The 26,145-nt window shown below is 65.2% G+C and carries 25 protein-coding genes and 1 pseudogene; 9 read left to right on the top strand and 17 right to left on the bottom strand.

Annotated features, from left to right (window positions below):
• Positions 1–46: 46 nt before the first annotated feature.
• The 4 genes from HMPREF2581_RS15555 to HMPREF2581_RS15540 form a co-directional block, all read right to left on the bottom strand.
• On the bottom strand, positions 47–397 hold the full coding sequence (locus tag HMPREF2581_RS15555) for a NirD/YgiW/YdeI family stress tolerance protein (protein WP_003084357.1): 351 nt from the start codon (positions 395–397) through the stop codon (positions 47–49).
• 83 nt (positions 398–480) lie between these two features.
• Complete coding sequence (locus tag HMPREF2581_RS15550; RefSeq protein ID WP_004364976.1) at positions 481–1,470, bottom strand: SdiA-regulated domain-containing protein; 990 nt, start codon at positions 1,468–1,470, stop codon at positions 481–483.
• A gap of 98 nt (positions 1,471–1,568) precedes the next feature.
• On the bottom strand, positions 1,569–2,234 hold the full coding sequence (locus HMPREF2581_RS15545; protein WP_003110705.1) for a fumarylacetoacetate hydrolase family protein: 666 nt from the start codon (positions 2,232–2,234) through the stop codon (positions 1,569–1,571).
• Positions 2,235–2,325: 91 nt separating this feature from the next.
• Complete coding sequence (locus HMPREF2581_RS15540; RefSeq protein ID WP_003084351.1) at positions 2,326–3,720, bottom strand: FAD-binding oxidoreductase; 1,395 nt, start codon at positions 3,718–3,720, stop codon at positions 2,326–2,328.
• Positions 3,721–3,923: 203 nt separating this feature from the next.
• Here HMPREF2581_RS15540 and serA point away from each other — a divergent pair, with 203 nt between their 5' ends.
• Entirely contained in the window at positions 3,924–5,153 is a 1,230-nt protein-coding gene (gene serA / locus HMPREF2581_RS15535; RefSeq protein ID WP_003084348.1) for a phosphoglycerate dehydrogenase, read from the top strand.
• Between the two features lie 57 nt (positions 5,154–5,210).
• Here the strand turns inward: serA and HMPREF2581_RS15530 are convergent, their stop codons facing one another.
• Positions 5,211–5,648: a DUF4399 domain-containing protein gene (locus tag HMPREF2581_RS15530; RefSeq protein WP_003084345.1), complete on the bottom strand. Its 438-nt coding sequence runs from the start codon at positions 5,646–5,648 to the stop codon at positions 5,211–5,213.
• Positions 5,649–5,940: 292 nt separating this feature from the next.
• Between HMPREF2581_RS15530 and HMPREF2581_RS15525 the strand changes: the two genes are divergently transcribed.
• Both HMPREF2581_RS15525 and HMPREF2581_RS15520 read left to right on the top strand, forming a co-directional pair.
• Positions 5,941–6,711, top strand: a complete 771-nt coding sequence (locus HMPREF2581_RS15525; protein ID WP_003084341.1) for a cystine ABC transporter substrate-binding protein — start codon at positions 5,941–5,943, stop codon at positions 6,709–6,711.
• Between the two features lie 71 nt (positions 6,712–6,782).
• A complete protein-coding gene (locus tag HMPREF2581_RS15520) occupies positions 6,783–7,475 on the top strand; it encodes an amino acid ABC transporter permease (protein WP_003084339.1) in 693 nt (230 codons plus the stop codon).
• A 4-nt stretch (positions 7,476–7,479) separates the two neighbouring features.
• Here the strand turns inward: HMPREF2581_RS15520 and HMPREF2581_RS15515 are convergent, their stop codons facing one another.
• Entirely contained in the window at positions 7,480–7,974 is a 495-nt protein-coding gene (locus HMPREF2581_RS15515) for a 2-thiouracil desulfurase family protein (protein WP_003084333.1), read from the bottom strand.
• Between the two features lie 265 nt (positions 7,975–8,239).
• Here HMPREF2581_RS15515 and HMPREF2581_RS15510 point away from each other — a divergent pair, with 265 nt between their 5' ends.
• A complete protein-coding gene (locus tag HMPREF2581_RS15510; RefSeq protein ID WP_003084327.1) occupies positions 8,240–8,794 on the top strand; it encodes a DUF6160 family protein in 555 nt (184 codons plus the stop codon).
• A 21-nt stretch (positions 8,795–8,815) separates the two neighbouring features.
• Here HMPREF2581_RS15510 and HMPREF2581_RS15505 read toward each other — a convergent pair whose 3' ends face one another.
• Positions 8,816–9,514: a 2OG-Fe(II) oxygenase gene (locus tag HMPREF2581_RS15505; protein WP_003128868.1), complete on the bottom strand. Its 699-nt coding sequence runs from the start codon at positions 9,512–9,514 to the stop codon at positions 8,816–8,818.
• A gap of 48 nt (positions 9,515–9,562) precedes the next feature.
• On the opposite strand from HMPREF2581_RS15505, the gene HMPREF2581_RS15500 reads away from it, so the two are divergent.
• A complete protein-coding gene (locus tag HMPREF2581_RS15500; protein ID WP_004364975.1) occupies positions 9,563–10,315 on the top strand; it encodes a hypothetical protein in 753 nt (250 codons plus the stop codon).
• A gap of 19 nt (positions 10,316–10,334) precedes the next feature.
• Here HMPREF2581_RS15500 and HMPREF2581_RS15495 read toward each other — a convergent pair whose 3' ends face one another.
• Complete coding sequence (locus HMPREF2581_RS15495) at positions 10,335–11,276, bottom strand: phospholipase BipL (RefSeq protein ID WP_003084318.1); 942 nt, start codon at positions 11,274–11,276, stop codon at positions 10,335–10,337.
• Positions 11,277–11,352: 76 nt separating this feature from the next.
• Between HMPREF2581_RS15495 and HMPREF2581_RS15490 the strand changes: the two genes are divergently transcribed.
• Positions 11,353–11,964 carry a DUF6436 domain-containing protein gene (locus tag HMPREF2581_RS15490; RefSeq protein ID WP_003118762.1) on the top strand — a complete coding sequence of 204 codons (612 nt, stop codon included), beginning with the start codon at positions 11,353–11,355 and terminating at the stop codon, positions 11,962–11,964.
• Between the two features lie 104 nt (positions 11,965–12,068).
• Positions 12,069–12,572, top strand: a complete 504-nt coding sequence (locus tag HMPREF2581_RS15485) for a hypothetical protein (protein ID WP_003084314.1) — start codon at positions 12,069–12,071, stop codon at positions 12,570–12,572.
• Here HMPREF2581_RS15485 and HMPREF2581_RS15480 read toward each other — a convergent pair.
• Entirely contained in the window at positions 12,551–13,603 is a 1,053-nt protein-coding gene (locus tag HMPREF2581_RS15480) for an AraC family transcriptional regulator (protein WP_004364972.1), read from the bottom strand. The two genes, HMPREF2581_RS15485 and HMPREF2581_RS15480, sit on opposite strands and share 22 nt — an antisense overlap.
• A gap of 110 nt (positions 13,604–13,713) precedes the next feature.
• Between HMPREF2581_RS15480 and hacB the strand changes: the two genes are divergently transcribed.
• Positions 13,714–16,101, top strand: coding sequence for an N-acylhomoserine lactone acylase HacB (gene hacB / locus HMPREF2581_RS15475; protein ID WP_004364970.1), 2,388 nt, complete (start codon positions 13,714–13,716; stop codon positions 16,099–16,101).
• 197 nt (positions 16,102–16,298) lie between these two features.
• Here hacB and HMPREF2581_RS15470 read toward each other — a convergent pair whose 3' ends face one another.
• The 8 genes from HMPREF2581_RS15470 to HMPREF2581_RS15435 all read right to left on the bottom strand — a co-directional run bounded on the left by HMPREF2581_RS15470 (position 16,299) and on the right by HMPREF2581_RS15435 (position 25,690).
• Positions 16,299–17,168: an ABC transporter permease subunit gene (locus HMPREF2581_RS15470; protein WP_003084307.1), complete on the bottom strand. Its 870-nt coding sequence runs from the start codon at positions 17,166–17,168 to the stop codon at positions 16,299–16,301.
• 82 nt (positions 17,169–17,250) lie between these two features.
• Positions 17,251–18,132 carry an ABC transporter permease subunit gene (locus HMPREF2581_RS15465; RefSeq protein WP_003121722.1) on the bottom strand — a complete coding sequence of 294 codons (882 nt, stop codon included), beginning with the start codon at positions 18,130–18,132 and terminating at the stop codon, positions 17,251–17,253.
• Between the two features lie 26 nt (positions 18,133–18,158).
• Entirely contained in the window at positions 18,159–19,313 is a 1,155-nt protein-coding gene (gene potA / locus HMPREF2581_RS15460) for a polyamine ABC transporter ATP-binding protein (RefSeq protein ID WP_003084303.1), read from the bottom strand.
• Between the two features lie 54 nt (positions 19,314–19,367).
• A complete protein-coding gene (gene spuE / locus HMPREF2581_RS15455) occupies positions 19,368–20,465 on the bottom strand; it encodes a spermidine-binding protein SpuE (protein ID WP_003084301.1) in 1,098 nt (365 codons plus the stop codon).
• Positions 20,466–20,883: 418 nt separating this feature from the next.
• A complete protein-coding gene (gene spuD / locus HMPREF2581_RS15450; RefSeq protein WP_003084299.1) occupies positions 20,884–21,987 on the bottom strand; it encodes a putrescine-binding protein SpuD in 1,104 nt (367 codons plus the stop codon).
• Positions 21,988–22,102: 115 nt separating this feature from the next.
• Positions 22,103–23,473 carry a putrescine--pyruvate aminotransferase gene (gene spuC, locus HMPREF2581_RS15445; protein ID WP_003084297.1) on the bottom strand — a complete coding sequence of 457 codons (1,371 nt, stop codon included), beginning with the start codon at positions 23,471–23,473 and terminating at the stop codon, positions 22,103–22,105.
• Positions 23,474–23,538: 65 nt separating this feature from the next.
• Entirely contained in the window at positions 23,539–24,897 is a 1,359-nt protein-coding gene (locus tag HMPREF2581_RS15440; RefSeq protein WP_003084290.1) for a glutamine synthetase family protein, read from the bottom strand.
• Positions 24,898–24,937: 40 nt separating this feature from the next.
• Positions 24,938–25,690 (bottom strand): gamma-glutamyl-gamma-aminobutyrate hydrolase family protein, encoded by a 753-nt coding sequence (locus HMPREF2581_RS15435; protein ID WP_003112938.1) that lies wholly within the window; start codon positions 25,688–25,690, stop codon positions 24,938–24,940.
• 278 nt (positions 25,691–25,968) lie between these two features.
• Here HMPREF2581_RS15435 and HMPREF2581_RS32980 point away from each other — a divergent pair.
• Positions 25,969–26,145, top strand: a pseudogene (locus HMPREF2581_RS32980) (glutamine synthetase); the annotation flags it as partial.

The raw sequence follows: 26,145 nt of genomic DNA, 5'->3' as shown, positions 1-26,145 counted from the left end.
ACGGCCCGCCTCTCTTCCGGGAGGCGGGCCGTTTCGATTCAGGGCCTTACTTGATCACTTCGACGAACTCGACGTCGATCTCGCGGCCGACCAGGTCGCGGTCGACTTCGCCGGTCAGCTTGACCCGGGTCTTGTCGTTGATTTCCATCGGCGGGAAGTCTTCGTCGTCGATCTCCACCTTCATGCTGCCGGTGGCATCGCGGAACTCGTAGATGTCGCCCTTGATGCGCTTGACGATGGTGCCCTGGAGGACCACCGGGGTGTCGTCGGCGGCTTCCAGCGCGGCCTTCACCGTGGTGGTGGTCGGGGTAGCGCCCGGGCCGGTATAGCCGGCGGCCAGGGTGACGGTGGAGAACAGGCCGATGGCAGCGATGAGGGGCAGGTGACGAAGTTTCATGGGTAACGCCTCGTAGTTGGTTTCGATGGGTCCAGGCTACGAAGCCTTGCTGAAACCAGGCTTAATCGGCGCTTAAGCGAAGCTTAATCGGCGTCGCTGGTGGCCAGGCGCTCGCCGCTCTTCTTGCGGAACACGTAGAACAGGTTCGGCTCGCTGACCATGTAGATGGTGCCCTCGTCGTCGATGGCCACCCCTTCGGCGCGCGGGATCTTGCTGTCCAGGCCGTTGAAGCCGCCGAGCAGGCTGATGAAGCTGACCGGTTCGCCCTTCTCGTCCAGCTCCAGCAGCAGATGCGATTCGGCCGACAGCACCAGCGTATGCCCGGTACGCGGGTCGACGCTGAGCGCCGAGACGTTGCGCATGTAAAGGTCGTCGCTCGGTAGCGCGGTCATCGCCCCGCTCAGGCTCGGCCCGCCGTCGCTCTTCCAGCTGAACAGGGTCATCGGATCGCGCTCCTTGCTCAGCAACAGACGCTGCTGGCGCGGATCCCAGGCGATGCCCTCGAAGCCCTTGTTCTTCTTGCCGATATTGCCCAGCGGGAATTCGGCCAGGCTCTTGGTGCTCAGTTCGGCGGTCTGCGGGTCGACATGGAAGATGGTCAGGGTATTGCGGCGCTCGTCGGTCACCGCGACGTTGCCGTTCTCCAGCACCGCCACGCCTTCGGGATTGCTCAGGCCGAGCAGCGGGATGGTGCGCAGCACGTCGCCGGTGAGCGACAGCTCCACCAGCAGCGGCCGCTTGCCGGTAACGGTGAACAGGGTCCTGGTTGCCGGGTTGTAGGCCAGGTCCGAGGTTTCTTCCTCCTCCAGGCCCTGCAACGGCTTGGCGTCGATCACCACCCGATAGCCCGGCAGCCAGATGCTGTCGTCGCGCTGCTGCTGGCTGGCCTGGCTTTCCTTCCACCAAAGGCCGGCGCGATCGTCCCAATGCATGACGATGGTCAGCACCACGCCGACGAGCACGACGAACGCCGGCAGCAGCCAGCGGAAACGGGGAAGCTTGGAGGCAAGGGACATGGGCGAGGCTCGACTGTTTGGCCAGGTGTTTTCTTGGGCGTCGCCATGAAAGGGCATTGCCCCCGGCCTGTCAATCGAAGCGTCGCCCAGCCGACCGACAGTCGCTTCCGCTGCCGGCGCTAGGGAGGTCGGCCGCCCCCGGCGGCCGCAGCGGTTCAGAGCACGCGGGTCTCGAAACGGCTGGCGCCCGGCAATTCGAGCAGCAACTCGTCGCCGCTGTTCAGCGGCCCGACCCCGGACGGCGTGCCGGTCAGCACCACATCGCCGGCCTGTAGCGAGAAATGCCCGGCGATGTGCTGGATCAGCGGCACGATCGGATTGAGCATGTCGCGGCTGTTGCCGTCCTGGCGCACCTCGCCGTTGATGGTCAGGCGGATGCCGATGTCGGTCGGGTCGGGGAACTGGTCGGCGTTCACGAACGGCGACAGCACGCCGGCGCCATCGAAGCTCTTTGCCAGCTCCCAGGGCAGGCCCTTTTCCTTCAGTTTCGCCTGGACCTCGCGCAAGGTCAGGTCCAGCGCCGGCGCATAGCCGGAGATCGCGTCGAGGACCTCCTCGCGGTTCGGCTTGCGCGACAGCGGCTTGCCGATCAGCACGGCGATTTCCGCCTCGTAGTGTACCGAGCCGCGCTCCTGCGGCAGGCTCAGCCCGCCGCTCACCGGCACCACGCAGGAGCCGGGCTTGATGAACAGCAGCGGCTCGGTGGGAACCGGGTTGTTCAGTTCCTTGGCGTGTTCGGCGTAGTTGCGCCCGACGCAGACCAGCTTGCCCAGGGGGAAGTGGATCGGGGTGCCGTCGATATATTGATGCTGGTAACTCATTTACCGACTCCTGAACGGGTGGAAGGGCATCCGTGGCGCCCGCCACAGACGAGAAGGGCCGGATGACCGGCCCTCTGCGTTGCGAAACCTGCTACTCGGCGAAGATCTTGCCGGGATTCATGATCCCGTTGGGGTCGAACACCGCCTTCAGTGCCTTCATATAGGCAATTTCGGTTTCCGAGCGGGTGTAGGTCAAGTAGTCGCGCTTGGTCATGCCCACGCCATGCTCGGCGGAAATCGAGCCGTTGTACTTCTCGACGGTCTCGAACACCCACTTGTTGACGGTCGCGCACCTGGCGAAGAACTCGTCCTTGCCGAGGTTTTCCGGCTTGAGGATGTTCAGGTGCAGGTTGCCGTCGCCGATGTGGCCGAACCACACCACCTCGAAGTCCGGGTAGTTGGCCTCGACGATGGCGTCGATGTCCTTGAGGAAGGCGGGCACCCGGGAAACCGTGACCGAGATGTCGTTCTTGTACGGCGTCCAGTGGGAGATGGTCTCGGAGATGTACTCGCGCAACTTCCACAGGTTCTGCAACTGCTGCTCGCTCTGGCTCATCACCCCGTCCAGCACCCAGCCCTGCTCGACGCAGTGCTCGAAGGTGGCCAGCGCCTCGTTGGCGACTTCCTCGGTGGTCGCCTCGAACTCCAGCAGGGCGTAGAACGGGCAGTCGGTTTCGAACGCCCGTGGTACGTCGCCACGGGCCAGGACCTTGGCCAGGGCCTTGTCGGAGAAGAACTCGAAGGCGGTCAGGTCGAGCTTGCTCTGGAAGGCATGCAGCACCGGCATGATCGAGTCGAAGTCGGGCGTGCCGAGGACCATAGCGGTGAGGTTCTTCGGCGTGCGCTCCAGGCGCATGGTCGCCTCGACCACGAAGCCCAGGGTACCTTCGGCGCCGATGAACAGCTGGCGCATGTCGTAGCCGGTGGCGTTCTTGATCAGGTCCTTGTTCAGCTCGAGCAGGTCGCCCTTGCCGGTGACGACCTTCATCCCGGCCACCCAGTTACGGGTCATGCCGTAGCGAATGACCTTGATCCCGCCGGCATTGGTGCCGATATTGCCGCCGATCTGGCTGGAACCGGAAGAAGCGAAGTCAACCGGGTAGTACAGGCCGTTTTCCTCGGCGAAGGTCTGCAGTTGCTTGGTAACCACGCCGGGCTGGCAGACCACGGTGCGGTCGAAGGCATTGAAGTCGAGGATCCGGTTCATGTAGTCGAAGGCCACCACGACTTCGCCGTTGGCCGCCACGGCCGCGGCGGAGAGCCCGGTACGGCCGCCCGACGGGACCAGACCGACCTTGTGCTGGTTGGCCCAGCGGACGATCGCCTGGACCTGCTCGACGCTCTTGGGGAACACGATGGCCAGCGGCGCAGGGGCGAAATGCTTGGTCCAGTCCTTGCCGTAGGCGTCCAGGGAGGCGGCGTCGTCGAGCAGCTTGCCAGGCTCGACCAGGGGCTTGAGCGATTCGATCAGGGCTTCGCGGGTCATTCGGGAACTCTCAAATGATTCATGGTCGCCCTGAGAACAACTCAGGTCGCAACCGGGCAAGGAAAAGGGAGAACATGCTAGCATACGCCCCCCGCGCTTAGTGCCTCTGGGCGCCGAGTTGCGGGTGCCGGCCAGCGCCGGCCGGACCCGCTTCGCGCAGTTCGCTTTCCAGCCACTTCCTCCGGGACAACAGGTTTACGCAGATGAGCAAGACCTCTCTCGACAAGAGCAAGATCAAGTTCCTTCTTCTCGAAGGTGTCCACCAGAACGCCGTGGACACGCTGAAGGCCGCCGGCTACACCAACATCGAGTACCTCAAGACCGCGCTTTCCGGCGACGAGCTGAAGGAAAGGATCGCCGATGCGCACTTCATCGGCATTCGCTCCCGCACCCAGCTGACCGAAGAGGTCTTCGACTGCGCGAAGAAACTGATCGCGGTCGGCTGCTTCTGCATCGGCACCAACCAGGTCGACCTCAACGCCGCTCGCGAACGCGGTATCGCCGTGTTCAACGCGCCCTACTCGAACACCCGCTCTGTGGCTGAGCTGGTACTGGCCGAGGCGATCCTGCTGCTGCGCGGCATCCCGGAAAAGAACGCTTCCTGCCATCGCGGCGGCTGGATCAAGAGCGCGGCGAACTCCTTCGAGATCCGTGGCAAGAAGCTCGGCATCGTCGGCTACGGTTCGATCGGCACCCAGCTCTCGGTACTCGCCGAGGCCCTGGGCATGCAGGTGTTCTTCTACGACACCGTGACCAAGCTGCCGCTGGGCAACGCGGTGCAGATCGGCAGCCTGCACGAGCTGCTGGGCATGTCCGACATCGTCTCGCTGCACGTTCCCGAACTGCCCTCCACCCAGTGGATGATCGGCGAGAAGGAAATCCGCGCGATGAAGAAGGGCGGCATCCTGATCAACGCCGCGCGCGGCACCGTGGTCGAGCTGGACCACCTGGCCGCCGCGATCAAGGATGAGCACCTGATCGGCGCCGCCATCGACGTGTTCCCGGTCGAGCCGAAATCCAACGACGAGGAATTCGCCAGCCCGCTGCGTGGCCTGGACCGGGTGATCCTGACCCCGCACATCGGCGGCTCCACCGCCGAGGCACAGGCCAACATCGGCCTGGAAGTGGCGGAGAAGCTGGTCAAGTACAGCGACAACGGCACCTCGGTGTCCTCGGTCAACTTCCCCGAAGTGGCCCTGCCGTCGCACCCGGGCAAGCACCGCCTGCTGCACATCCACGCCAACATCCCCGGCGTGATGAGCGAGATCAACAAGGTCTTCGCCGACAACGGCATCAACGTTTCCGGCCAGTACCTGCAAACCAACGATAAGGTCGGCTACGTGGTGATCGACGTCGACGCCGAGTACTCCGACCTGGCCCTGGAGAAACTCCAGCAGGTCAACGGCACCATCCGTAGCCGCGTGCTGTTCTAAGGTAGCGTCCGGCGGAAAGGAAAAAGGAGGCCCAGCGGCCTCCTTTTTTCGTTTCCGTCACTTGACGGTAACGGTGATCTTCTCCGACTCCACGGTCGGCTCCAGCGGCACGTGGTTCTTGTCGCCCACCAGCAGTTGCAGGGTGTGCTTGCCCGGCGGCAGGGTGATCTCGGTTTCGGTCTGGCCCTTGCCGAAGTGGCGGATGTTGTCGGTCATCGGCAGCGGCAGGTTCATCGCCGGCTGCTCCTTCAGGTCCACCAGCAGGTGATGGTGGCCGGTATCCGGCATGTCGACGCCGGCCGGCGCCACGCCCATGCCTTTCAGGCCGAATTTCACGGTGAAGGTCTTGTCGACGGTTGCACCATCGGCCGGCGTGATGAAATACACTTTCGCCCCTTCGGGCGCCTTAGTCCGAGGCAGGTCGGCAGCCATCAGGCTGGCGGATGCGCCGAACATCAGGGCGGCTAGACCGAGGCAAGGCAATGTCACTCTCATGGGAGTCTCCTGTTTTCACTTCCGTTAGCACCCGGGAAACGCCACTGGACGGAATTTCCCCGGCACTCTTCGTGCCTTCCGAATCAGGGAAAGGCATCGCTGGCACAGCGATTTCCACTGCGAAGCCCGTGTTAGAGCGGCGCTCGCGCACATAATCCGGGTCAATGCCCGCAACCCCTGGAAAGACCGCATGCAACCCAGTAGGTTCGCGATTGTCCAGGACGCGGGCCCGGCTAAGCTGAACGAACAGCATAGGCCCGACCGACGTTCATTCCCACCCGAGGAGTACTACATGCGATTTCTGCCCCGCCTGCTGATGCTGGTATCCCTGGCCGCCCCGCTGGCCCATGCCGAGCTGCTCGACGACGTCCACCAGCGCGGCGCCCTGCGCATCGCCCTGGAGGGCACCTATCCGCCGTTCAACTTCAAGCAGGGCGGCAAGCTCACCGGCTTCGAGACCGAACTGGGCGAACTGCTGGCCGCCGAGCTGGAGGTCAAGCCGGAATTCGTCACCACCGAATGGAGCGGCATCCTCGCCGGCCTGCAGAGCGGCAAGTACGACATCGCGCTGAACCAGGTCTCGGTGAACGAGCAGCGGCGCAAGGTCTTCGACTTCAGCGAGCCGTACACCATCTCCAGCGCCCAGTTGATCGTGCGCGCCGACGACACCCGCCAGTTCAGGTCGCTGGAAGACCTCAAGGGCCTCAAGCTCGGCGTCGGCCAGGGCACCAACTACGCCGACCTGGCGAAGTCGGTGGCCGGCGTCAACGTGCGCACCTATCCGGGCGCCCCGGAATACCTGCAGGACCTGGCCAGCAAACGCATCGACGCGGCGCTCAACGACCGCCTGCTGATCCCCTTCGCCATCCGCGAGGCCAAGCTCCCGGTCAAGCCCGGCGCGGCGGTGGGACCGGTGGCGAACATGGCGATTCCCTACCGGAAGAACAACCCGAAGTTCGGCGAGGCGCTGAACGCGGCGCTGGAGAAGATCAAGGCCGACGGCCGCTTCGCCAAGCTCTCGGAAAAGTGGTTCGGCCTGGACGTCAGCCAGCCGCCGAAGTGAGTTCCCGCCCGAACGGGGGAAGCGGCCGCGTCCGAGGGACGCGGCCGTCGTGTTTGTCGATGGAGTGTTGAATGAATTCGCTGCAGAAATTGCTCGAATGGCTCGCCAACCTGGTCGAGCTGCTCGGGATGGCCTGGCCCTTCCTGCTCCAGGGCGCGATGTATACCGTGCTGTTCGCCGCGGTATCGATGGTCCTGGGCCTGATCCTCGGCTTCAGCGTCGCGGTGGTCCGGGTGACCAAGGTGCCGGTGGTCTCGCAGATCGCCGCGGTCTACGTCAGCGCCTTCCGCGGGACGCCACTGCTGGTGCAGATCTTCGTCCTGTACTACGGGCTGCCGAGCGTCGGCATCGAGTTCACCCCGGTCACCGCGGGCATCCTGGCGCTGACCCTGAATGTCGCGGCCTATCTCTCGGAGTCCATGCGCGGGGCGATCCTCGGCATCGACAAGGGACAATGGGAAGCCGGGCTCTCGGTCGGCCTGACCTGGGGCCAGACCCTGTGGAACATCATCACTCCGCAGGCCCTGCGCCTGGCGGTGCCGAGCCTGTCGAACAGCCTGATCAGCCTGATCAAGGACACTTCGCTGATCTCCGTGATCACCGTGACCGAGCTGATGCTGGCGACCAAGGAGGTCATCGCCGAGACCTTCCAGCCGCTGCCGCTCTATCTCGCTGCCGCCGGGATCTACTGGCTGCTTTCGGCGCTCTTCGAGCGTGTGCAGAAAGCCCTGGAGAACCGCTTGACCGCGCCGCTGCGGCGCTGAGCGTTCAGCCGCCGGCGTCGAGGCCGGCCAGGCAGACCGCGGCGCGGTCCAGCTCGTCTTCGTTGAAGACCAGCACGCCCATGCGCTTGAGGGCGGCGGCGGTGACGCCCTCGCCGGCGACCCGGCTGCCGTTGAAGCGCCCGTCGTAGTTCTCCAGGTTGCCGCAGGAAGGACTGCGCGCCTTGAGCACGGCCATCCGGATGTCATGGCGGCGGACCAGCTCCACTGCCGCCTCCGCACCCAGCAGGAATGCTTCGCTGACATCCTCGCCGTCGACGGTGAAGACCCGGTTCAGCCGGTCCAGCACTTCGCCGCCCTGGCCGCCGGGGATCTCCGCTGGCGGGCGGGGCGTCGGCAGGCCGCCGGCGACCTCCGGGCAAAGGGCGACGATCCGCCCCTGCGCATGCCAGCGCGAGAGCAGGTCGAACGGGCCATGGCTGCCACCGTCGTAGCGCACCAGGTGGCCCAGCAGGCAACGGCTGACCAGAACCTTCTGCATGGATGCTCCACCCCTTTGACAGGCACACAGAGTAGCCTGCCGCTCACCGATGGTCACGCCCGGTAACAGTAGCCGGGAAGCACCGGGGAAACCCGCCCTCGACCCAACCGGAGTTAGGCCTCGCGGTAGCGCTCCAGCGCCCGTATGGCGGGGACCAGGGCTATTTCTTGCCGATCCTTAGGATAGAACTGCGGGCGGCCCATGGCGAACCTCCGCCGCCCCGAGCAGACTGGCTTCCCGCGCAACCGCGAAGGACCCGCCCGTCATGCTCCCGACCCGCTCGCTTCTACCGTTTTTCCTGGCCCCCGCGCTGCTCGCCAGCGCTGCCAGCCAGGCGGCCATGGAGGCCCTGGACAACGACAGTCTCAGCCAGGTCACCGGCCAGGCCGGCATCAGCCTGCGCCTGGACCTGCGCGCCGGCGCGGCCAGGGTCGCCTGGGTGGACGACGGCGGCAGCCTCTCGCTGCGCAACCTGGTGATCGACAACGGCTGCGTGAAGGCCGGCGACTGCCCGGACGGGCGCGGCGGCAACATCCCCCTGGGCGCCGCCCAGCTCGGCCTGAGCCTGCCGATCTTCGGCGTCGAGCAGCCGACCCTGGCACTGGACGTGACCACCGGCAGCGGCGGCGGGCAGCAACTGGCGATCAGCCTGCCGGACCTCGCCACCATCAACGACCAGTTGATCGCCAGCGGCCTGCCGGCGCAGCGCATCCGCCTGCGGGTGGCCAGCGACCTGTACATCGGCGACAACTCGATCGGCCGCATCGAACTGCGCGACATCACCGACCTGCGCGGCACGATCAAGGTCTGGGGTCACTGAGGCGGCGACCCCGCCGAGGGTTCAGGAGAGTTGCAGGAGAGATTCGTTGCGCCGGCGGAACCAGCCGGTCAGCGACAGCCGGTCGCGGCTGGCGGGCAGGACTTCGTGCTCGGTGCCGGCGGACATGAACACCACCAGGCTACCGCCCGTCGGCTGGATGTCCACCTGCCGCTGCGGCAGGTGCAGGCGCAGCGCGCCGCCATGCTCGGGCAACCAGGCATCGTTGAGGTAGAGAACCGCGGAGACGGTGCGTGCGTCGTCGTCGCGGAAACGATCGACATGCTTCTGGTAATAGGCGCCCGGCGGGTACAGCGCGAAGTGGCACTCGAAATCCTCGAGGCCGAGGAACAGCGAGGCGTTGAGCGCCTGGCGCAAGCTGTCCATCACCCCCAGGTATTCGTCGCAGGCCACGGATTCTCCGGGCTCCAGCCATTGCGTGAGGTCGCCGCGGATGCCTTCGCGGATCACCTGGCCGTCGCCGCGGCCGATCGCCGCCGGGGTCAGGTCGCCCGCGACCGCACGGGTGCGGCACTCTTCGGCCAATCTGGTGGTCAGACGCTCAGGCATGAAGATGCTCTGGTGCGACCAGCCCTGGTCGACCAGTTCATCGACGATGCGATGCAGGAGTGGATGATTGACGTTGATGTGCATTGTCCATTGTAGCGTGCCGCCCCGGTGTCTCGACAAGCGGTCCGCCGCATGTCGACAATAGCGCCCCATGGACGGCACCACCCGAACGACGAGGCTTTCGCCGCCAAAGGAGTATCAATGCGCGCTTTGCTCGCCTTCGCTTTACTGCTGGTTGGTCTGCCCGCCCTGGCCGACCCTTATCAACGCCTGTACCAGGCCGCTGGCTGGCCCGACCAGCGCGCGCATTTCAGCGATGCCCTGGACGCGGCGCAGAAGCGCTACCAGGACAAGCTGCCACCCGCGCTCTACCAGACCCTGGTGGACAACAGCAATCGCCGCTTCGCCCCGGCCGAAGTCGACCAGCGCGCCCTCAACGGCCTGCGCGAGAACCTGCCGGACAGCGCCAGCCCGCTGAATTTCTTCGAGTCGCCGCTGGGGCGCAAGGTGGTCGCCGCCGAGGTGCTCGCCACCCGCCGCGACCAGTTGCTCCAGCACAGCAACGGCCTGCCGCGGCAGACCGCCAGCGAGCCGCGCCGGGCCCTGGTGAAGCGCCTGGCCCAGGTCCTTCCGGCCCGAGAGGCCGGTGCGGAAGTCAGCCTGGCCCTGGCCGGGGTCGCCGCCGACAGCCTCAGCCAAATGCTTCCGGGCCTCCCCGGCCTGCTTGGCGGCGGACAGACCGGCCAGTTGCTGGAAGGCCAGCGCCAGCGCCTGGTGCAGCAGATCGGCGCGGACCTGGAGAACACCCTGCTGTATGTCTACCGCGATCTCTCCGACGCGGAACTCACCCAGTACGTGAACTTCGCCGAGTCGCCGTCCGGCCGCAGCTACTACCAGGCGGCCCTGGCCGCGCTGAAAGCCGGCCTGGCGGTGGACCAGGCGGTCGCCCCCTGATCGCCGCGGGGCCTGGAATTCAGGCCCCCAGCGCGTCGCTCAGGAAATCGAAATAGCGCCGCCGCAGCCCCTCGCTTTCGTTCGCCAGGTGATGGCGCGCCTCTTCCAGCAACAGTATCCGCGGCTCGTCGAATTTCTCCCGCAGCACCTTAAGGCCATGGCGCCAGTCCACCGTCTCGTCGGACTCGCCCTGCACCACCAGGGGGCTCAGGGCACGCCGAGGCGCCCGCTCGATGCGCGGCACCCAGCGGGTCAGCGCGCCGACCCAGGCGGTCGGCAGGGTGCGTGGCTGCAACGGATCGTGCTCGCGGAGGAAGTCGAGGAACTGCGGATCGCTGGAGTTCTCCGAGAAGCGCCGCGGGATCGAGTCGACGAAGGGGCTCAGCAGGCGGTAGCTGAGCTTCGACCAGCCCCAGGCGCGCGGGCGCACCAGCGGCGCCAGGAGAATCGTCTCGCCCAGCTCGGGACGTTCGCCGCCGTGCAGCAGGTAGTCCAGCAGGATCGCCCCACCGGTGCTTTGTCCGCAGAGGTGCCAGGGCGCCGCCAGGTCGAGTTCGGCAGCCTGGCCCAGCAGGCCCTTGAACACCGCCTGGTATTCGGCGAAGTCGCGGATGCTGGCCCGCTCGCCTTCGGACAGGCCATGCCCCGGCAGGTCGCAGGCGAGCACCGAGAAGCCCATGCCCAGCGCCCAGTCGACCACGTGCCGATACAGTCCCATGTGGTCGTAATAGCCATGCATCAGCAACAGGCTGCCGCGCGCCTCCGGCAGCAGCCAGGCCTGCACCGCCAGGCGGCGCCCGTCGACCGCCATGCTGCCGAGCCGCGCTTGCAGGCGCGGATGGCGGGAGCGCAGGTCCAGGCCGTAGTAGGCCTGGTAGGCGAGGACGGCGGCGTCCGCCTCGGCCGCGGCCAAGGGTCGCAGGTGCTGGCGCAGGTAATCGGGGTTGAAGGCTTCTGACATCGGCGGTTCCGGGCTGCAATCTATTCGTGGCCGGGCCACGGGCGAAACCCAGGGATATTCAGCTGCGCGCGAACACATGGCAAGCTTGGCACCCGTTTTCCGTGTGAATGCCATGACTCCCCGCCGCAAGACGCTCCTCGTCAGCCTGGTCGGCCTGCTCTGGGCCGGCGGCCTGCTCGCCGCCTACTGGTGGTTCGAGATCCGCTACATCCGCCCGTTCAGCGAGCAGACCACCCTGTTCTCCGGCGACAGCCTGCGCCTGCCGGCCGAGCTGGCCGGGCCGGGGGCGATCCGCCTGGTGCATTTCTGGGACCCGGCCTGCCCCTGCAACGTCGGCAACCAGCAGCACCTCGGCGAGCTGATCGAACGCTTCGCCGGCAAGGGCGTGGAGTTCCATGTCCTGCAGAAGCCTGGCAGCCAGGGCCGCCTGCCGGACAACCTGGCCGCCCTGCGCCCCCTCGCCGGTCTGCCCGGTTCCGAGCAGTTGCCGGCCAGCCCGGCCGTGGCGATCTGGGACCGCGACGGCCGCCTGGCCTACTTCGGCCCCTATAGCGAGGGCGCGGTATGCACCTCCAGCAACAGCTTCATCGAACCGATCCTCGAAGCGCTGCTGCAGGGACGTCCGGTGGATGCCACCCATACCCTCGCCGTGGGTTGCTACTGCCCCTGGACCCCGGAAAAAGGCTGACCTGGCTCAACACCGGGCCTTCCGGAGGGGGCGCCGGACGGCGTAGCGGCTACACTGCCCGGGTCGGCCCACGAGGGGCCGTTGCCGAACCAAGGAGTCGCTGCATGTCCCTACGTCCCACCCTCGCCCTGCTCGCCCTCGTCAGCCTGCCGCTGATGGCCGCCCAGAACGACCCTCAGCCCAGCAGCAAGGAACTGATGAAGGAGCACCAGGCGCAGATCCAGAACGACCTGGCCGACGTCGACTACAAGCGCAAGCGCATCGTCGAGGCCAACATGAACCTCACCGACCAGGAAGGCGAGAAGTTCTGGCCGATCTACAACACCTACCGCACCGAGTCGGACAAGCTCAGCAAGGAAACCCTCAAGCTCCTGCTCGACTACGCCCAGGCCTACAACAGCGGCAACGTCAGCGACGACCAGGCGAGCACGCTGATCGAGCGTGTCGACGACCTCCAGGAGGACCGCCTGGAACTGCGCGACAAGTACGTCAAGCGCATCGCCAAGAACGTCTCGCCCAAGCGCGCCATGCGCTTCCTGCAGATCGAGATCCAGCTCGACGCCATCGCCACCCTGGAGATCGGCCGTCAGGTACCGCTGGTCGAGTAACCCTCTTCCCGCTTCGCCAGCCGCGCCCTGTATTGCTCCGGGGGCGCGGCGTGCCAGCGGCGAAAGGCCCGGTAGAACGGCGACAGCTCGGCGAACCCGCAAGCCTTGGCCACCTCGCGGATGGCGCGACCGGCCAACAGCATCTCGCTCGCCCGCTGCCGGCGAACCTCATCGCGAACCTGCCGGAAACTCGCTCCCCCAGCGGCCAGCGCACGCTGCAAGGCACCGCTGCCAAGGCCCAGCTCCGCCGCGCACTGGCGCAAGCCATAGCCCTCCCCGAGGCGCAGCTCGATCAGGTAGCGCACGCGATTGAGCAAGCGGTTCTCGCTGAGTTCGCGGGACTGTTCTTCCGCGTGGCGGGTCAGCACGCCATGCATGTCCGGATTGGCGTTGCGCGAAGGACGCCGCAGCAAGGCGGCGGAAAACACCAGGGCATCGTGCGGCCGCGAGAACAGCGGCAGCCTGCCGAACAACCGGCGGTGTTCGCCCAGCCGCGGCGGGGCTCGGTGGCGGAACTCGATGCGCTCGGCGACGAACTCGTCGTCGCTGATCAGCGCCAGCAGCTTGAGGAACAGCAGCATCAGGCATTCGATCTGCTGGCGCAGCGAGGCATAGCCCAGGTAGTTGATGTCGAGGATCAGCCTTGCCGTTTCCCCTTCGACCTCGAGGCGCGCGGCGAAACCGCCGGAGAGAATGTGCTGGAAACGCACGAAGCTGCGCAGCGCCTCCTCCAGGTCGCGCGCGGACAGCAGCAGGTAGCCGACCACATCGAGCAGGCGCGGCTTCATTGCCTCGCCCAGGTGCAGGCCGATGTCGGCATCGCCGGTCACCGCCGCCAGTTCGGTCCAGAACAACGGGGCGTTGTCATGCACCAGGCGGCCGCCCAGGGTCGGCGGCGGCAGCGGGATACGCCGGTAGACGCTGCGGTAGACGCGGGTGGGGTCGAGCCCGAGGGCGTCCAGGGCTTCATACAACAGACGCCGCAACGTGGCGGAATGGGTCAGGGGGCTGGTAGACGGGTCGTCCTGCATGGCGGCTCCTCGCGATTGACCAAAGACTTCCAGGGTCCGAGCATTCGGTCAATGCCGCGGGCCGGCGGCATCCGCAGAATGCTCGGCACTACAACAAGGAGAAAGGATCGATGAAACGCACCCTGACCGTGATCGCCGTGGCGGTCGCCGCCGCGGCTGCCGGCGGCGCCTGGTACCTCCATGCCAAGCAGCCGCTCCGCAACGGCTCGCTCGCCCTGGCCCACCTGCAGGCGCCGGTCGACGTGCGCTACGACGAGCGCGGGGTTCCGCACCTGTATGCGCAGAACCAGACCGACCTCTACCGCGCCCTCGGCTACGTGCACGCCCAGGACCGCCTGTTCCAGATGGAAATGCTGCGGCGCCTGGCGCGCGGCGAGCTGGCCGAAGTGCTCGGACCCAAGCTGGTGGATACCGACCGTCTGTTCCGCACCCTGCGCATCCGCGACCACGCCGCCGAATACAGCGCCCGCCAGGACAAGCAGTCGCAGCCCTGGAAGGTGCTGGAGGCCTACCTGGACGGGGTCAACCAGTTCCAGGAAAACAACCCGGCGCCGCTCGAATTCGACCTGCTGGGCATACCCAGGCGTCCCTTCACCCCCGAAGACACCCTGAGCATCGCCGGCTACATGGCCTACAGCTTCGCCGCCGCCTTCCGCACCGAGCCGGTGCTGACCTACATCCGCGACGAACTGGGCAGCGACTACCTGCGCATCTTCGATCTCGACTGGCATCCGCAGGGCGTGCTGACGCCCTCCGGCGCACTGGGCGCCGGCGACTGGAAGGACCTTGGCGCCCTCGCCCGTCTCAGCCAGCAGGCCCTGGAGGACGCCGGCCTGCCGCAGTTCGAGGGCAGCAACGCCTGGGTCGTCGCCGGCAGCCGCACCGCCAGCGGCAAGCCCCTGCTGGCCGGCGACCCGCATATCCGCTTCGCCGCGCCGGCGGTATGGTACGAGGCCCAGCTGAGCGCGCCCGGTTTCGAACTCTATGGCCACCACCAGGCGCTCAACCCCTTCGCCTCGCTGGGCCACAACCGCGCGTTCGGCTGGAGCCTGACGATGTTCCAGAACGACGACCTCGACCTGGTCGCCGAGAAGGTCAACCCGGACAACCCCAACCAGGTCTGGTACCAGGGCAAATGGGTCGACCTGCAGAGCGAGGAGCAGGAAATCGCGGTCAAGGGCGCTGCGCCGGTGAAGCTCACCCTGCGCCGCTCGCCCCACGGTCCGATCGTCAACGACGCCCTCGGCGCCAGCTCCGGCAAGACCCCGATCGCCATGTGGTGGGCTTTCCTCGAGACCGAGAACCCGGTGCTCGACGCCTTCTACCAGCTGAATCGCGCCGATACCCTGGCCAAGGCCCGCGCGGCGGCCTCGAAGATCCATTCGCCAGGACTCAACCTGGTCTGGGCCAATGCCGCCGGCGATATCGGCTGGTGGGCCTCGGCGGCCCTGCCGAAGCGGCCGGAGGGAGTGAACCCGAGCTTCATCCTCGACGGCAGCAAGGGCGAGGCGGACAAGTCCGGCTTCTATCCGTTCGCCGACAACCCGCAGGAGGAAAACCCGGCGCGCGGCTACATCGTCTCCGCCAACTTCCAGCCGGTCCCGGCCAATGGCCGGCCGATTCCCGGCTACTACAACCTGGCGGACCGCGGCCAGTGGCTGGATACCCAACTGGCCGACCGCGGCACCAAATGGAACCTGGACAACAGCCGCGCGCTGCAACTCGGCAATCGCACCGGCTACGCGCCGCGCCTGCTCGCACCCTTGCTGCCGGTCCTGCGCGAGGTGGTCGACGACGCCGAAGGCAAGCGCCTGGTCGAGCAACTGGCGGCCTGGAAGGGCGACTACCCGGTCGACTCGACCGCCGCCACGCTGTTCAACCAGTTGCTGTTCCAGATTGCCGAGAGCGCCTTGCACGACGAACTGGGCGATGCCTTCTTCGACAGTCTGATCGCCACCCGCGCCATCGACAGCGCGCTGCCTCGGCTGGCTGGCGACGCCGACTCGCCCTGGTGGGACGACCGCCGCACAGAACGCCGGGAAACCCGCGCGGATATCGTCAGGGCCGCCTGGAACGCCTCCCTCGCGCATCTGCGCGGCACCCTCGGCAACGACCCGTCCGGCTGGCTGTGGGGCAAGGCGCATACCCTGACCCACGAGCACGCCCTGGGCCAGCAAGCGCTGCTCAAGCGCCTTCTCAACGTCGGTCCGTTCGCCGCCCCCGGCACCCACGAGGTACCGAACAACCTGTCGGCGAAGATCGGCCCGGCCCCCTGGGCGGTCACCTACGGCCCATCGACCCGGCGCCTGGTGGACTTCGCCGACCCGACCCACAGCCTTGGCATCAACCCGGTCGGGCAGAGCGGCGTGCCCTTCGACGGCCACTACGACGACCAGGCCGAGGCCTACATCGAGGGCCACTACCTGCCGCAGCACTACGAGGAAAACGAGGTGAAGGCGAACAGCAAGGGCGTGCTGGTGCTGGAACCGAAGCGCTGAGCCGGCCGGCGGAGCATCCGCCCGGCGTGGCGTAGGGCGAGTAACCGGATGGTGGTTGTCCGCCGGATACAACAGGGTATCGGCGGATAACACCTCGGGCGTTATTCGTCCTACGGAGCGTAGCCAGGCATTTCCCGCCACCGACGCGCCAATGAAAAAGGCCACCCGCAGGTGGCCTTTTCTTTTCGGCGGAGGGCTCAGGCCGGGGTCGGCGAGCCTTTCTGCCAGTCGGTCGCGGTCTCTTCCATCGCCTGCTGGATCGCCCGGCGACGCCGCTCCTCGGCCTGGCGGGTGAAGTACCAGGCGAAGAAGGTGAACAGCGAAACGCTCAGCAGGATCAGGCTGGCCACCGCGTTGATCTCCGGCTTCACGCCCAGGCGTACCGCCGAGAACACTTCCATCGGCAAGGTGGTCGAGCCGGGTCCGGAGACGAAGCTGGCCAGTACCAGGTCGTCCAGCGACAGGGCGAAGGACATCATGCCGCCCGCCGCCAGCGAGGGCGCGATCATCGGGATGGTGATCAGCAGGAACACCTTCCAGGGCTTGGCGCCCAGGTCCATCGCCGCTTCCTCGATCGACAGGTCGAGTTCACGCAGGCGCGCCGACACCACCACCGCCACGTAGGACGAGCAGAAGCTGGTGTGGGCGATCCAGATGGTCACGATACCCCGTTCCTGCGGCCAGCCGATCAGTTGCGCCATGGCCACGAACAACAGCAGCAGCGACAGGCCGGTGATCACTTCCGGCATCACCAGCGGCGCGGTGACCATGCCGCCGAACAGCGTACGACCGCGGAAGCGCGGGATGCGGGTGAGGACGAAGGCCGCCAGGGTGCCGAGGAGCACCGAGGAGAACGCCGTATAGAAGGCGATCTCCAGGGAGCGGCCGACCGAACTGACCAGTTGGGTGTTGTCCAGCAGGCCGACGTACCACTTCACCGACCAGCCGCCCCACACCGTCACCAGCTTGGAGGCGTTGAACGAATAGATCACCAGGATCAGCATCGGCAGGTAGATGAAGAGCAGGCCGACGATCAGCATGACGTTGGAGAAATTCCAGCGCTTCATACCTTGCCCTCCAGTTCTTTGGCCACGCTTCTGGATGGAGAGCCTGTTGAACGGGATACGGAGCGGGATACGCTGTGCTGGCTCATACCTTGCCCTCCAGTTCTTTGGCCTGGTTCTTGTTGAACAGGATGATCGGGATGATCAGGATCGCCAGCATTACCACCGCCAGGGCGGACGCCACCGGCCAGTCGCGGTTGTTGAAGAACTCCTGCCAGAGCACCTTGCCGATCATCAGGGTCTCGGGGCCGCCGAGCAGTTCCGGGATGACGAACTCGCCCACCGCCGGGATGAACACCAGCATGCAGCCGGCGATGATGCCGTTCTTCGACAGCGGCACGGTGATCTTCCAGAAGCTGGTGAAGTTACGCGCGCCCAGGTCGGAAGCGGCCTCCAGCAGGCTCGGGTCGTGCTTCACCAGGTTGGCGTAGAGCGGCAGGATCATGAACGGCAGGTAGGAATAGACGATGCCGATGTACACCGCGATGTTGGTATTGAGGATGGTCAGCGGCTCGCTGATGAGCCCCAGCCCCATCAGTACGCTGTTGAGCAGGCCGTTGTTGGAAAGGATGCCCATCCAGGCATAGACCCGGATCAGGATCGCCGTCCAGGTCGGCATCATGATCAGCAGCAGCAGGACAGTCTGCGAGGACTGGCTGGAGCGGGCGATGGCGTAGGCCATCGGGTAGCCCACCAGCAGGCAGATCAGGGTACTGATGAAGGCCATCTTCAGCGAGCCGAGGTAGGCATCGATGTAGAGCGGGTCATCGGTCAGCATCAGGTAGTTGCCGAGGTTGAGGAGCACCTGCAACTGCTGGTCCGCGTAGGCGAAGATCTCGGTGTAGGGCGGGATGGCCACGTCCGCTTCCGCCAGGCTGATCTTCAGCACGATGGCGAAGGGCAGCAGGAAGAACAGGAAGAGCCACAGGAACGGCACCCCGATGACCGCATGCCGCCCGGTGGGCATGCGCTTTTTCAGGCTGTTGGCGAATTTCATGACTGCAGTACCACGCCGCTGTCGTCGTACCAGCTGATGTACACCGACTGGTCCCAGGTCGGCCGGGCGACGTGGCGCTCGGCGTTGGCCATGAAGGCCTGGACGATCATCCCGGAGGCCAGCTTGATGTAGTACACCGAGTGGCCGCCAAGGTAGGCGATGTCGTAGACGGTGCCCTGGGCCCAGTTGTGCCCGGCGTGTTCCAGGTTGTCCGGCTTCTGCGCGCTGATCATCACTTTCTCCGGCCGCAGCGCGTAGGTGATGCGCTTGTCCTCGGCGCGGGTGCTGATGCCGTGGCCGATGTAGATCGGGTTCTCCAGCTGCGGGCAGGCGATCACCGCATGGTCCTGCACGTCCTCCACCAGCACGCCGTCGAACAGGTTGACGTTGCCGATGAACTCGCAGACCAGGCGGCTCGCCGGGGTCTCGTAGATGTCCATCGGGCTGCCGATCTGCTCGATGCAGCCCAGGTGCATGATGGCGATGCGCTGGGCCATGGTCATGGCCTCTTCCTGGTCGTGGGTCACCATCACGCAGGTCACGCCGACGCGCTCGATGATCTCCACCAGTTCCAGTTGCATCTGCGAGCGCAGCTTCTTGTCCAGCGCGCCCATCGGCTCGTCGAGCAGCAGCAGCTTCGGCCGCTTGGCCAGCGAACGGGCCAGGGCCACCCGCTGGCGCTGGCCGCCGGAGAGCTGGTGCGGCTTGCGCTTGGCGTACTGGGTCATGTGCACCAGCTTGAGCATCTCGGCCACGCGCTCGTCGATCTCGGCCTTGGGCAGGCCGTCCTGCTTGAGGCCGAAGGCGATGTTCTGCGCCACGCTCATGTGCGGGAACAGCGCATAGGACTGGAACATCATGTTGATCGGTCGCTCGTAGGGCGGCAGGTCGGTGATGTCCTGGCCATCGAGGAAGATCCGCCCCTCGGTGGGCCGCTCGAAACCGGCGAGCATGCGCAACAGGGTGGATTTACCCGAGCCGGAGCCGCCGAGCAGGGCGAAGATCTCGCCCTTGTTGATGGTCAGGGACACGGTGTCCACCGCCAGCGTCTCGTCGAACTGCTTGGTTACCCGGTCGATCTTTACCAGCACCTCTTTCGGCTGCTGGTTGCCCTCTAGGGCTTTCTTGTAGGCACCGGAGGCTATCGCCATTACCACAACTCCCAAGTCGTTGAGCCCGGTCACGCTACCGGGCGGAATTTGAACTTATTTGCCGGTCTTGATCCGGGTCCAGGTACGGGTCTGCAGGCGCAGCACCTTGGCCGGCAACACGGCGGAAACGTAGAGCTTGTCGAGCACGGCCTGCGGCGGATACACCTCCTCGCTGTCGCTGACGCTCTTGTCCATCAGCGGGCGGGCCCCCGGTATCGCGTTGGCGTAGCCGACGTAGTCGCTGACCTTGGCGATCACCTCCGGACGCAGCAGGTAGTCGATGAACGCATAGGCGTTATCGGCGGCCTTGGCATCGGCGGGAATCGCCATCAGGTCGAACCACAGGTTGGCGCCTTCCTTGGGAATCACGTACTGGATGTCGATGCCCTTGCCGGCCTCTTCGGCGCGGGCAGCGGCCTGGAAGACGTCCCCGGAATAGCCGAAGGCGACGCAGATGTTGCCGTTGGCCAGGTCGGAGATGTACTTGGAGGAGTGGAAGTAGCTGACGTAGGGGCGAACCTTGGTCAGGACTTCCTCGGCCTTCTTGTAGTCCTTCGGGTCGTGGGTGTTGGGGTCCAGCCCCAGGTAGTTGAGGGCGGCGGGCAGCATCTCGTCGCCGCTGTCCATGAAGGCTACGCCGCACTTGGCGAGCTTCTTCATGTTCTCCGGCTCGAAGAGGATGGCCCAGGAGTCGATCGGCTGGTCGCCGAGGACTTCCTTGACCTTGGCCACGTTGTAACCGATGCCGTTGGTGCCCCACAGGTAGGGAACCGCGTACTGGTTGCCCGGGTCGCTGACCTCCAGTTGCTTGAGCAGCGCCGGATCGAGGTTCTTCCAGTTCGGCAGCTTGCTCTTGTCCAGCTTCTGGAAGGCACCGGCCTGGATCTGCTTGCCGAGGAAGTTGTTCGACGGCACCACGATGTCATAGCCGGAGTGGCCGGAGACCAGCTTGCCCTCGAGGGTCTCGTTGGAGTCGAAGACGTCGTAGCTGACGTCGATCCCGCTCTCCTTGGTGAAGTCCTTGAGGGTGGTGGGAGCGATGTAATCGGTCCAGTTATAGATGTGCAGGCTCTTCTTCTCCGCCTGCACGGGGCCCGCGATCGCCGTAGCCAGAGCGGCTACCAGCAGTGTCTTGCCAATGGAATGTTGCATGTCCGACTCCTGTTCCGGGCCTTTTCACGGCAGCACCCTGCCTGTTCGACCCGTGTTCTTCAAGTGCCGATGTAAGCCCAGATCACTCGGGTTTCATGACAACCCGACGATTCCGCCGGGAAACATGAGTGAGCTGGGTTCCCTACCGGCGTGTTGGTTTCAGGTTTTCCGGGCCCTCGGCCCCGGTGCGAGCGACACGACCGGCCCCGGCGCGGCAGATTGGCGCAGCGCCCATGGCAGCGTCTTCGTCGTCGATACTGCGTCCGGTCGTCGGGCCCCCAGGAGGAAGCGTCTGGACGAACGGGCAAAAGAGTCGAACCTCTTCGCAGGGGAGCGTGGCCGGAGGAAACCCGGCCGCGTTCCGGTTCTCTCGTGCCGGAGCGCCGGCGGCTTCAGGCGCCGCCGGGCTCCTCGCGGATCACTTGCCGGACTTGATCTTGGTCCAGCTGCGGGTCATCGCCCGCTGGGTCTTGGCCGGCAGGTCGGGGAAGGTATACAGCTTCTTCATGACCTCTTCGCTCGGGTAGATGCCCGGGTCGTTGCGGATCGCCTCGGACACCAGCGGGGTGGCCGCTGCGTTGCCGTTGGGGAACTGAACCACGTCGGTGATCTCGGCCATGATTTCCGGCTTCATCAGGAAGTTGACGAAGGCCAGGGCGCCCTCGGTGTTCTCGGCGTCCTTGGGAATGGCGACCATGTCGAAGAAGCTGCCGGCGCCTTCCTTGGGAATGTTGTACTTGACGGTGACCTTGTTCTTCGCCTCTTCGGCGCGGGACTTGGCCTGGTAGATGTCGCCGGAGTAGCCGATGGCGACGCAGATGTTGCCGTTGGCCAGGTCGGAAATGTACTTCGACGAGTGGAAGTAGGTGACGTAGGGACGGATCTTCAGGAACAGCTCTTCGGCCGCCTTGAGTTCCTTGGGATTGTCGGTGTCCGGCTTGTAGCCGAGATAGTGCAGGGCCGCCGGGAGAATCTCGGTCGGCGAGTCGAGGAAGCTGACGCCGCACTGCTTCAGCTTCTGGATGTTCTCCGGCTTGAATACCAGGTCCCAGGAATCCACCGGCGCATTGTCGCCGAAGGCCGCCTTGACCTTGTCCGGGTTGTAGCCGATGCCGATGGTGCCCCACATGTAGGGAATCGCATGCTCGTTGCCCGGGTCGCTGACTTCCAGGGTGTGCATCAGGTCCTTGTTCAGGTTCTTCCAGTTCGGCAGCTTGGACTTGTCGAGCTTCTGGTAGACCCCGGCCTTGATCTGCTTGGCGAGGAAGGAGTTGGACGGCACCACCACGTCGTACCCGGACTTGCCCGCCAGCAACTTGGCTTCCAGCACTTCGTTGCTGTCGTAGACGTCGTAGACGACCTTGATCCCGGTTTCCTTGGTGAACTTCTCCAGGGTGTCCGGCGCGATGTAGTCGGACCAGTTGTACACGTGCAGTACCTTGTTGTCCGCAGCCTGCGCCATACCGGCCACAGAGCCCGCCAAGGTCAGGGCGAGCAGGGTCTTACCGAAACGTTTCATCATGCGGGGTAGCTCCATTTTTGTTGAAGTATCCGGGCGGTGGCGCAACCGATCGCGTCACCACCCGGTGAGCCTGGCCAACGCACTGGCGCAGTCTGGCAAAAGTCCGCTCAGGGACTCAAGCCAGGACGGCGGCGGCGGTCTGATCGAGGCACTTGCGCGCCAGGGTGATCAACTCATCGATCTGCGACGGATCGATCACCAGCGGCGGCGAGATAATCATAGTGTCGCCCACCGCGCGCATGATCAAACCGTTGCGGAAACAATGTTCCCGGCACAGCATCCCGACGCCCTTGTCGGTGAAACGCTCGCGGGTCTTCTTGTTCTTGACCAGCTCCAGGGCGGCGACCATGCCGACCCCGCGCGCTTCGCCCACCAACGGGTGGTCGGCCAGCTCCTGCCAGCGTTTCTGCAAATACGGTGCCGTTTCCGCCTTCACCTTCTCGATGATCTTCTCTTCGCGCAGGATGCGGATGTTCTCCAGGGCCACGGCGGCCGCCACCGGGTGACCGGAATAGGTGAAGCCGTGGTAGAACTCGCCGCCCTGGTTGAGCACTTCGACGATCTCGTCGCGCACCACCACCCCGCCCATGGGGATGTAGCCGGAGGTGAGGCCCTTGGCGATCGGCATCAGGTCCGGGGCGTTGCCGTAGTACTGGCTGCCGAACCACTCGCCGGTACGGCCGAAGCCGCAGATCACTTCGTCGGCGATGAACAGGATGTCGTACTTGGCGAGGATCTCGCGGATCTTCGGCCAGTAGGTGTCCGGCGGGACGATCACGCCGCCGGCGCCCTGGATCGGCTCGGCGATGAAGGCGGCGACGTTTTCCTCGCCCACTTCGAGAATCTTCTTCTCCAGCTGCTCGGCGGCCCAGACGCCGAATTCGTCCGGCGACATGTCGCCGCCCTCGCCGTACCAGTAGGGCTGGGCGATGTGGACGATGCCCGGGATGGGGAAATCACCCTGCTCATGCAACGCCTTCATGCCGCCCAGGCTGACGCCGGCGACGGTGGAGCCGTGGTAGCCGTTCCAGCGGCCGATCACCACTTTCTTCTGCGGCTGGCCCTTGGTCGCCCAATAGTGGCGGACCATACGCAGCACGGTGTCGTTGGCCTCGGAGCCGGAGCCGGTGAAGAACACGTGGTTCATGCCTTCCGGAGCGACGTCGGCGATCGCCTTGGCCAGCTCGACCACCGGCGGGTGGGCGGTCTGGAAGAACAGGTTGTAGAACGGCAACTCGCGCATCTGCCGGGTGGCGGCCTGGACCAGCTCCTCGCGGCCGTAGCCGACGTTGACGCACCAGAGGCCGGCCATCGCATCGAGGATCTTGTTGCCCTCGCTGTCCCAGATATAGACGCCTTCGGCCTTGGTGATGATCCGCGCGCCCTTCTCGTTCAACTGCTTGTAGTCGGTGAACGGCGGCAGATGGTGGTCGCGGCTCAACGCCTGCCACTCACGGGTCTTGGCGTTGGTGATTTGGCTGTTCATGTCACACCTCTTCTATTCAAGACTGTCCGGGAGCGGCGGACCACGCCGGCCGCCCCCGGTCAGGATCAAACGGAAAGCAGGAGGAATTCCCGCTCCCAGGAGCTGATTACCCGCTTGAAATTCTCGTGCTCCGCACGCTTCACCGCGACGTAGCCGCTGATGAACTTGCTGCCGAGATACTGCTCGAGGGGCTTGCAGTTCTCCATGCGCTCCAGCGCCGCTTCGATCGTCAGCGGCAGGCGCAGGTTGCGGCGTTCATAGCCGCGACCTTTGACCTGGGCGCTCGGCTTGATGCCTTCGACCATGCCGATGTAGCCGCACAGCAGGCTGGCAGCCAGCGCCAGGTAAGGGTTAGCGTCGGCGCCGGCGAGACGGTTCTCGACCCGGCGGTTCTCCGGGCTGGAGTCCGGCACGCGCAGGCCGACGGTACGGTTCTCTTCGCCCCACTCGACGTTCACCGGCGCCGAGGTATCGGGCAGGAAGCGGCGGAACGAGTTCACGTTGGGCGCGAACAGCGGCAGCACTTCCGGGATGAACTTCTGCAGGCCGCCGATATGGTGCAGGAACAGCTCGCTCATGGTGCCGTCGGCATTGGAGAAGATGTTCTTGCCGGTCTTCACGTCGACGATGCTCTGGTGCAGGTGCATCGCGCTGCCCGGCTCGCCGGTCATCGGCTTGGCCATGAAGGTCGCGGCGACGTTGTGCTTGAGCGCGGCCTCGCGCATGGTGCGCTTGAACACCAGGATCTGGTCGGCCAGGTCGAGGGCGTCGCCATGACGGAAGTTGATCTCCATCTGCGCGGTGCCTTCCTCGTGGATCAGCGTATCCAGGTCAAGGCCCTGGGCCTCGCACCAGTCGTACATGTCCTCGAACAGCGGGTCGAACTCGTTGGCGGCGTCGATGGAGAACGACTGGCGCCCGGTTTCCTGGCGTCCGGAGCGGCCCACCGGGGCCTGCAGCGGATAGTCGGGGTCGTCGCTGCGCTTGGTCAGGTAGAACTCCATCTCTGGCGCCACGATCGGCCGCCAGCCCTTGTCGGCATACATCTTCAACACGCGCTTGAGGATGTTGCGCGGCGACAGCTCGATGGGATTGCCGAGCTTGTCGAAGGTGTCGTGGATCACCATCGCGGTGGGCTCGATGGCCCAGGGGACGAGGAACACGGCATTCTCGTCCGGGCGGCAGACCATATCGATGTCGGCCGGGTCGAGCAGGTCGTAGTAAATGTCGTCTTCCACGTAGTCGCCGGTGACGGTCTGCAGCAGAACGCTCTCCGGCAGGCGCATGCCCTTTTCCGCGATGAATTTGTTGGTCGGCGAGATCTTGCCGCGGGCGATGCCTGTCAGATCGGAAATCAGGCATTCCACTTCGGTGATCTTGCGTTCCTTCAGCCAGCTGGTCAGCTGGTCTAACTTGGTAGTCATAAAGACCTCAGGGTTGAGAGTCCGGCCCCAACAGCCGGACTCAACGTTGCCCCGCCCTCTTGCTGCAGGCCTTACCGAAAGCCTGGAAGATAGCGAGATAGTTGGGGTTCGTCAGAACCTGCCACTCCGGGTGCCATTGCACACCAAGAGCGAAGGCTTTTGCACCTTCTACGGAGATGGCTTCGACCAACCCGTCAGGCGCCAGTGCTTCTACTCGAAGGCCCGGCGCCAGACGATCAACGCCCTGGCCATGGATGGAATTGACCTGGAACTCGCTCGGCAAGCCGATGCCGGCGAGCACTCCGCCCGGCTGCACATGCATGGCATGGCGCGGCGCGTACTGAACCTCGAGCGGCTGGTCGGCCGGCTCGCGGTGGTCCATGAAGGTTCCGACCTCGTGCACCTTCTGGTGCAGGCTACCGCCGAAAGCCACGTTCATTTCCTGGAAACCGCGGCAGATGCCGAGGACCGGAATGCCGGCGTCGATGGCGGCGCGGACGAGCGGCAGCGTGGTGGCGTCGCGGTCGGAGTCGTGGAGGGTGCCGGGCTCGCTCGCCGGTCCACTATAATGACGGGGCTCGACGTTCGACGGCGAGCCAGTGAAGAGCAAGCCGTCGACGCTGTCCAGCAGGGCTGCCTGGTCGATCGACTCGCCCAGCGCAGGAATGATCAGCGGGAGACCGCCAGCGCCGTTGACGACGGCACGCAGATATTTGTCGCCGGCAATGTGGTAGGGATGAAGACCGATCTGCTTGGTGCAGGCGGTGACGCCGATTAACGGCAGGCGAGACATGAGACACCCGTTGTTTGTAGATGTTATGGGGTTTGGCCGAGCTTAGCGTTGTTCATTTTTTTACACAATAGGCCTGTAAAAAATTGAACACGCACTCCTGAACACCCTTCGACGCGAGGTTTTTTTCGGCTTTTCGTCCGGCGAAAATGCCCTGAAAACGGCCTCAACGCCCCACAAGAGGGCGTTTTTGGCGGCTATTGACATCCCACAGGCTTTCGGATTGACTCATAGCCTACCCCCCGCATGATTGAAATTTTTAACAAAAAAGGTGTTGCATCATGTCGGTACCCCAGCGTGCCGTTCAGCTCACTGAACCGAGCGAGTTCCTCAAGGAACATCCCGAGGTCCAGTTCGTCGACCTCCTTATTGCAGACATGAATGGCGTGGTTCGCGGCAAGCGGATCGAACGCAACAGTCTGAACAAAGTCTTCGAAAAAGGTATCAATCTCCCCGCT

This window comes from Pseudomonas sp. HMSC057H01, assembly GCF_001836405.1.
GTDB classification, from domain to species: Bacteria; Pseudomonadota; Gammaproteobacteria; order Pseudomonadales; family Pseudomonadaceae; genus Pseudomonas; species Pseudomonas aeruginosa.
Note: the sequence above shows the minus strand (reverse complement) of the source record. Positions and strands in the feature narration are given on the sequence as shown.

Bases quoted from the DNA above. Each gene is read 5' to 3' on its own strand.
- HMPREF2581_RS15555 (WP_003084357.1), bottom strand. From the start codon at position 397: ATGAAACTTCGTCACCTGCCCCTCATCGCTGCCATCGGCCTGTTCTCC.
- HMPREF2581_RS15550 (WP_004364976.1), bottom strand. From the start codon at position 1,470: ATGCCCTTTCATGGCGACGCCCAAGAAAACACCTGGCCAAACAGTCGA.
- HMPREF2581_RS15545 (WP_003110705.1), bottom strand. From the start codon at position 2,234: ATGAGTTACCAGCATCAATATATCGACGGCACCCCGATCCACTTCCCC.
- HMPREF2581_RS15540 (WP_003084351.1), bottom strand. From the start codon at position 3,720: ATGACCCGCGAAGCCCTGATCGAATCGCTCAAGCCCCTGGTCGAGCCT.
- serA (WP_003084348.1), top strand. From the start codon at position 3,924: ATGAGCAAGACCTCTCTCGACAAGAGCAAGATCAAGTTCCTTCTTCTC.
- HMPREF2581_RS15530 (WP_003084345.1), bottom strand. From the start codon at position 5,648: ATGAGAGTGACATTGCCTTGCCTCGGTCTAGCCGCCCTGATGTTCGGC.
- HMPREF2581_RS15525 (WP_003084341.1), top strand. From the start codon at position 5,941: ATGCGATTTCTGCCCCGCCTGCTGATGCTGGTATCCCTGGCCGCCCCG.
- HMPREF2581_RS15520 (WP_003084339.1), top strand. From the start codon at position 6,783: ATGAATTCGCTGCAGAAATTGCTCGAATGGCTCGCCAACCTGGTCGAG.
- HMPREF2581_RS15515 (WP_003084333.1), bottom strand. From the start codon at position 7,974: ATGCAGAAGGTTCTGGTCAGCCGTTGCCTGCTGGGCCACCTGGTGCGC.
- HMPREF2581_RS15510 (WP_003084327.1), top strand. From the start codon at position 8,240: ATGCTCCCGACCCGCTCGCTTCTACCGTTTTTCCTGGCCCCCGCGCTG.
- HMPREF2581_RS15505 (WP_003128868.1), bottom strand. From the start codon at position 9,514: ATGGGGCGCTATTGTCGACATGCGGCGGACCGCTTGTCGAGACACCGG.
- HMPREF2581_RS15500 (WP_004364975.1), top strand. From the start codon at position 9,563: ATGCGCGCTTTGCTCGCCTTCGCTTTACTGCTGGTTGGTCTGCCCGCC.
- HMPREF2581_RS15495 (WP_003084318.1), bottom strand. From the start codon at position 11,276: ATGTCAGAAGCCTTCAACCCCGATTACCTGCGCCAGCACCTGCGACCC.
- HMPREF2581_RS15490 (WP_003118762.1), top strand. From the start codon at position 11,353: ATGGCAAGCTTGGCACCCGTTTTCCGTGTGAATGCCATGACTCCCCGC.
- HMPREF2581_RS15485 (WP_003084314.1), top strand. From the start codon at position 12,069: ATGTCCCTACGTCCCACCCTCGCCCTGCTCGCCCTCGTCAGCCTGCCG.
- HMPREF2581_RS15480 (WP_004364972.1), bottom strand. From the start codon at position 13,603: ATGCAGGACGACCCGTCTACCAGCCCCCTGACCCATTCCGCCACGTTG.
- hacB (WP_004364970.1), top strand. From the start codon at position 13,714: ATGAAACGCACCCTGACCGTGATCGCCGTGGCGGTCGCCGCCGCGGCT.
- HMPREF2581_RS15470 (WP_003084307.1), bottom strand. From the start codon at position 17,168: ATGAAGCGCTGGAATTTCTCCAACGTCATGCTGATCGTCGGCCTGCTC.
- HMPREF2581_RS15465 (WP_003121722.1), bottom strand. From the start codon at position 18,132: ATGCCCACCGGGCGGCATGCGGTCATCGGGGTGCCGTTCCTGTGGCTC.
- potA (WP_003084303.1), bottom strand. From the start codon at position 19,313: ATGGCGATAGCCTCCGGTGCCTACAAGAAAGCCCTAGAGGGCAACCAG.
- spuE (WP_003084301.1), bottom strand. From the start codon at position 20,465: ATGCAACATTCCATTGGCAAGACACTGCTGGTAGCCGCTCTGGCTACG.
- spuD (WP_003084299.1), bottom strand. From the start codon at position 21,987: ATGATGAAACGTTTCGGTAAGACCCTGCTCGCCCTGACCTTGGCGGGC.
- spuC (WP_003084297.1), bottom strand. From the start codon at position 23,473: ATGAACAGCCAAATCACCAACGCCAAGACCCGTGAGTGGCAGGCGTTG.
- HMPREF2581_RS15440 (WP_003084290.1), bottom strand. From the start codon at position 24,897: ATGACTACCAAGTTAGACCAGCTGACCAGCTGGCTGAAGGAACGCAAG.
- HMPREF2581_RS15435 (WP_003112938.1), bottom strand. From the start codon at position 25,690: ATGTCTCGCCTGCCGTTAATCGGCGTCACCGCCTGCACCAAGCAGATC.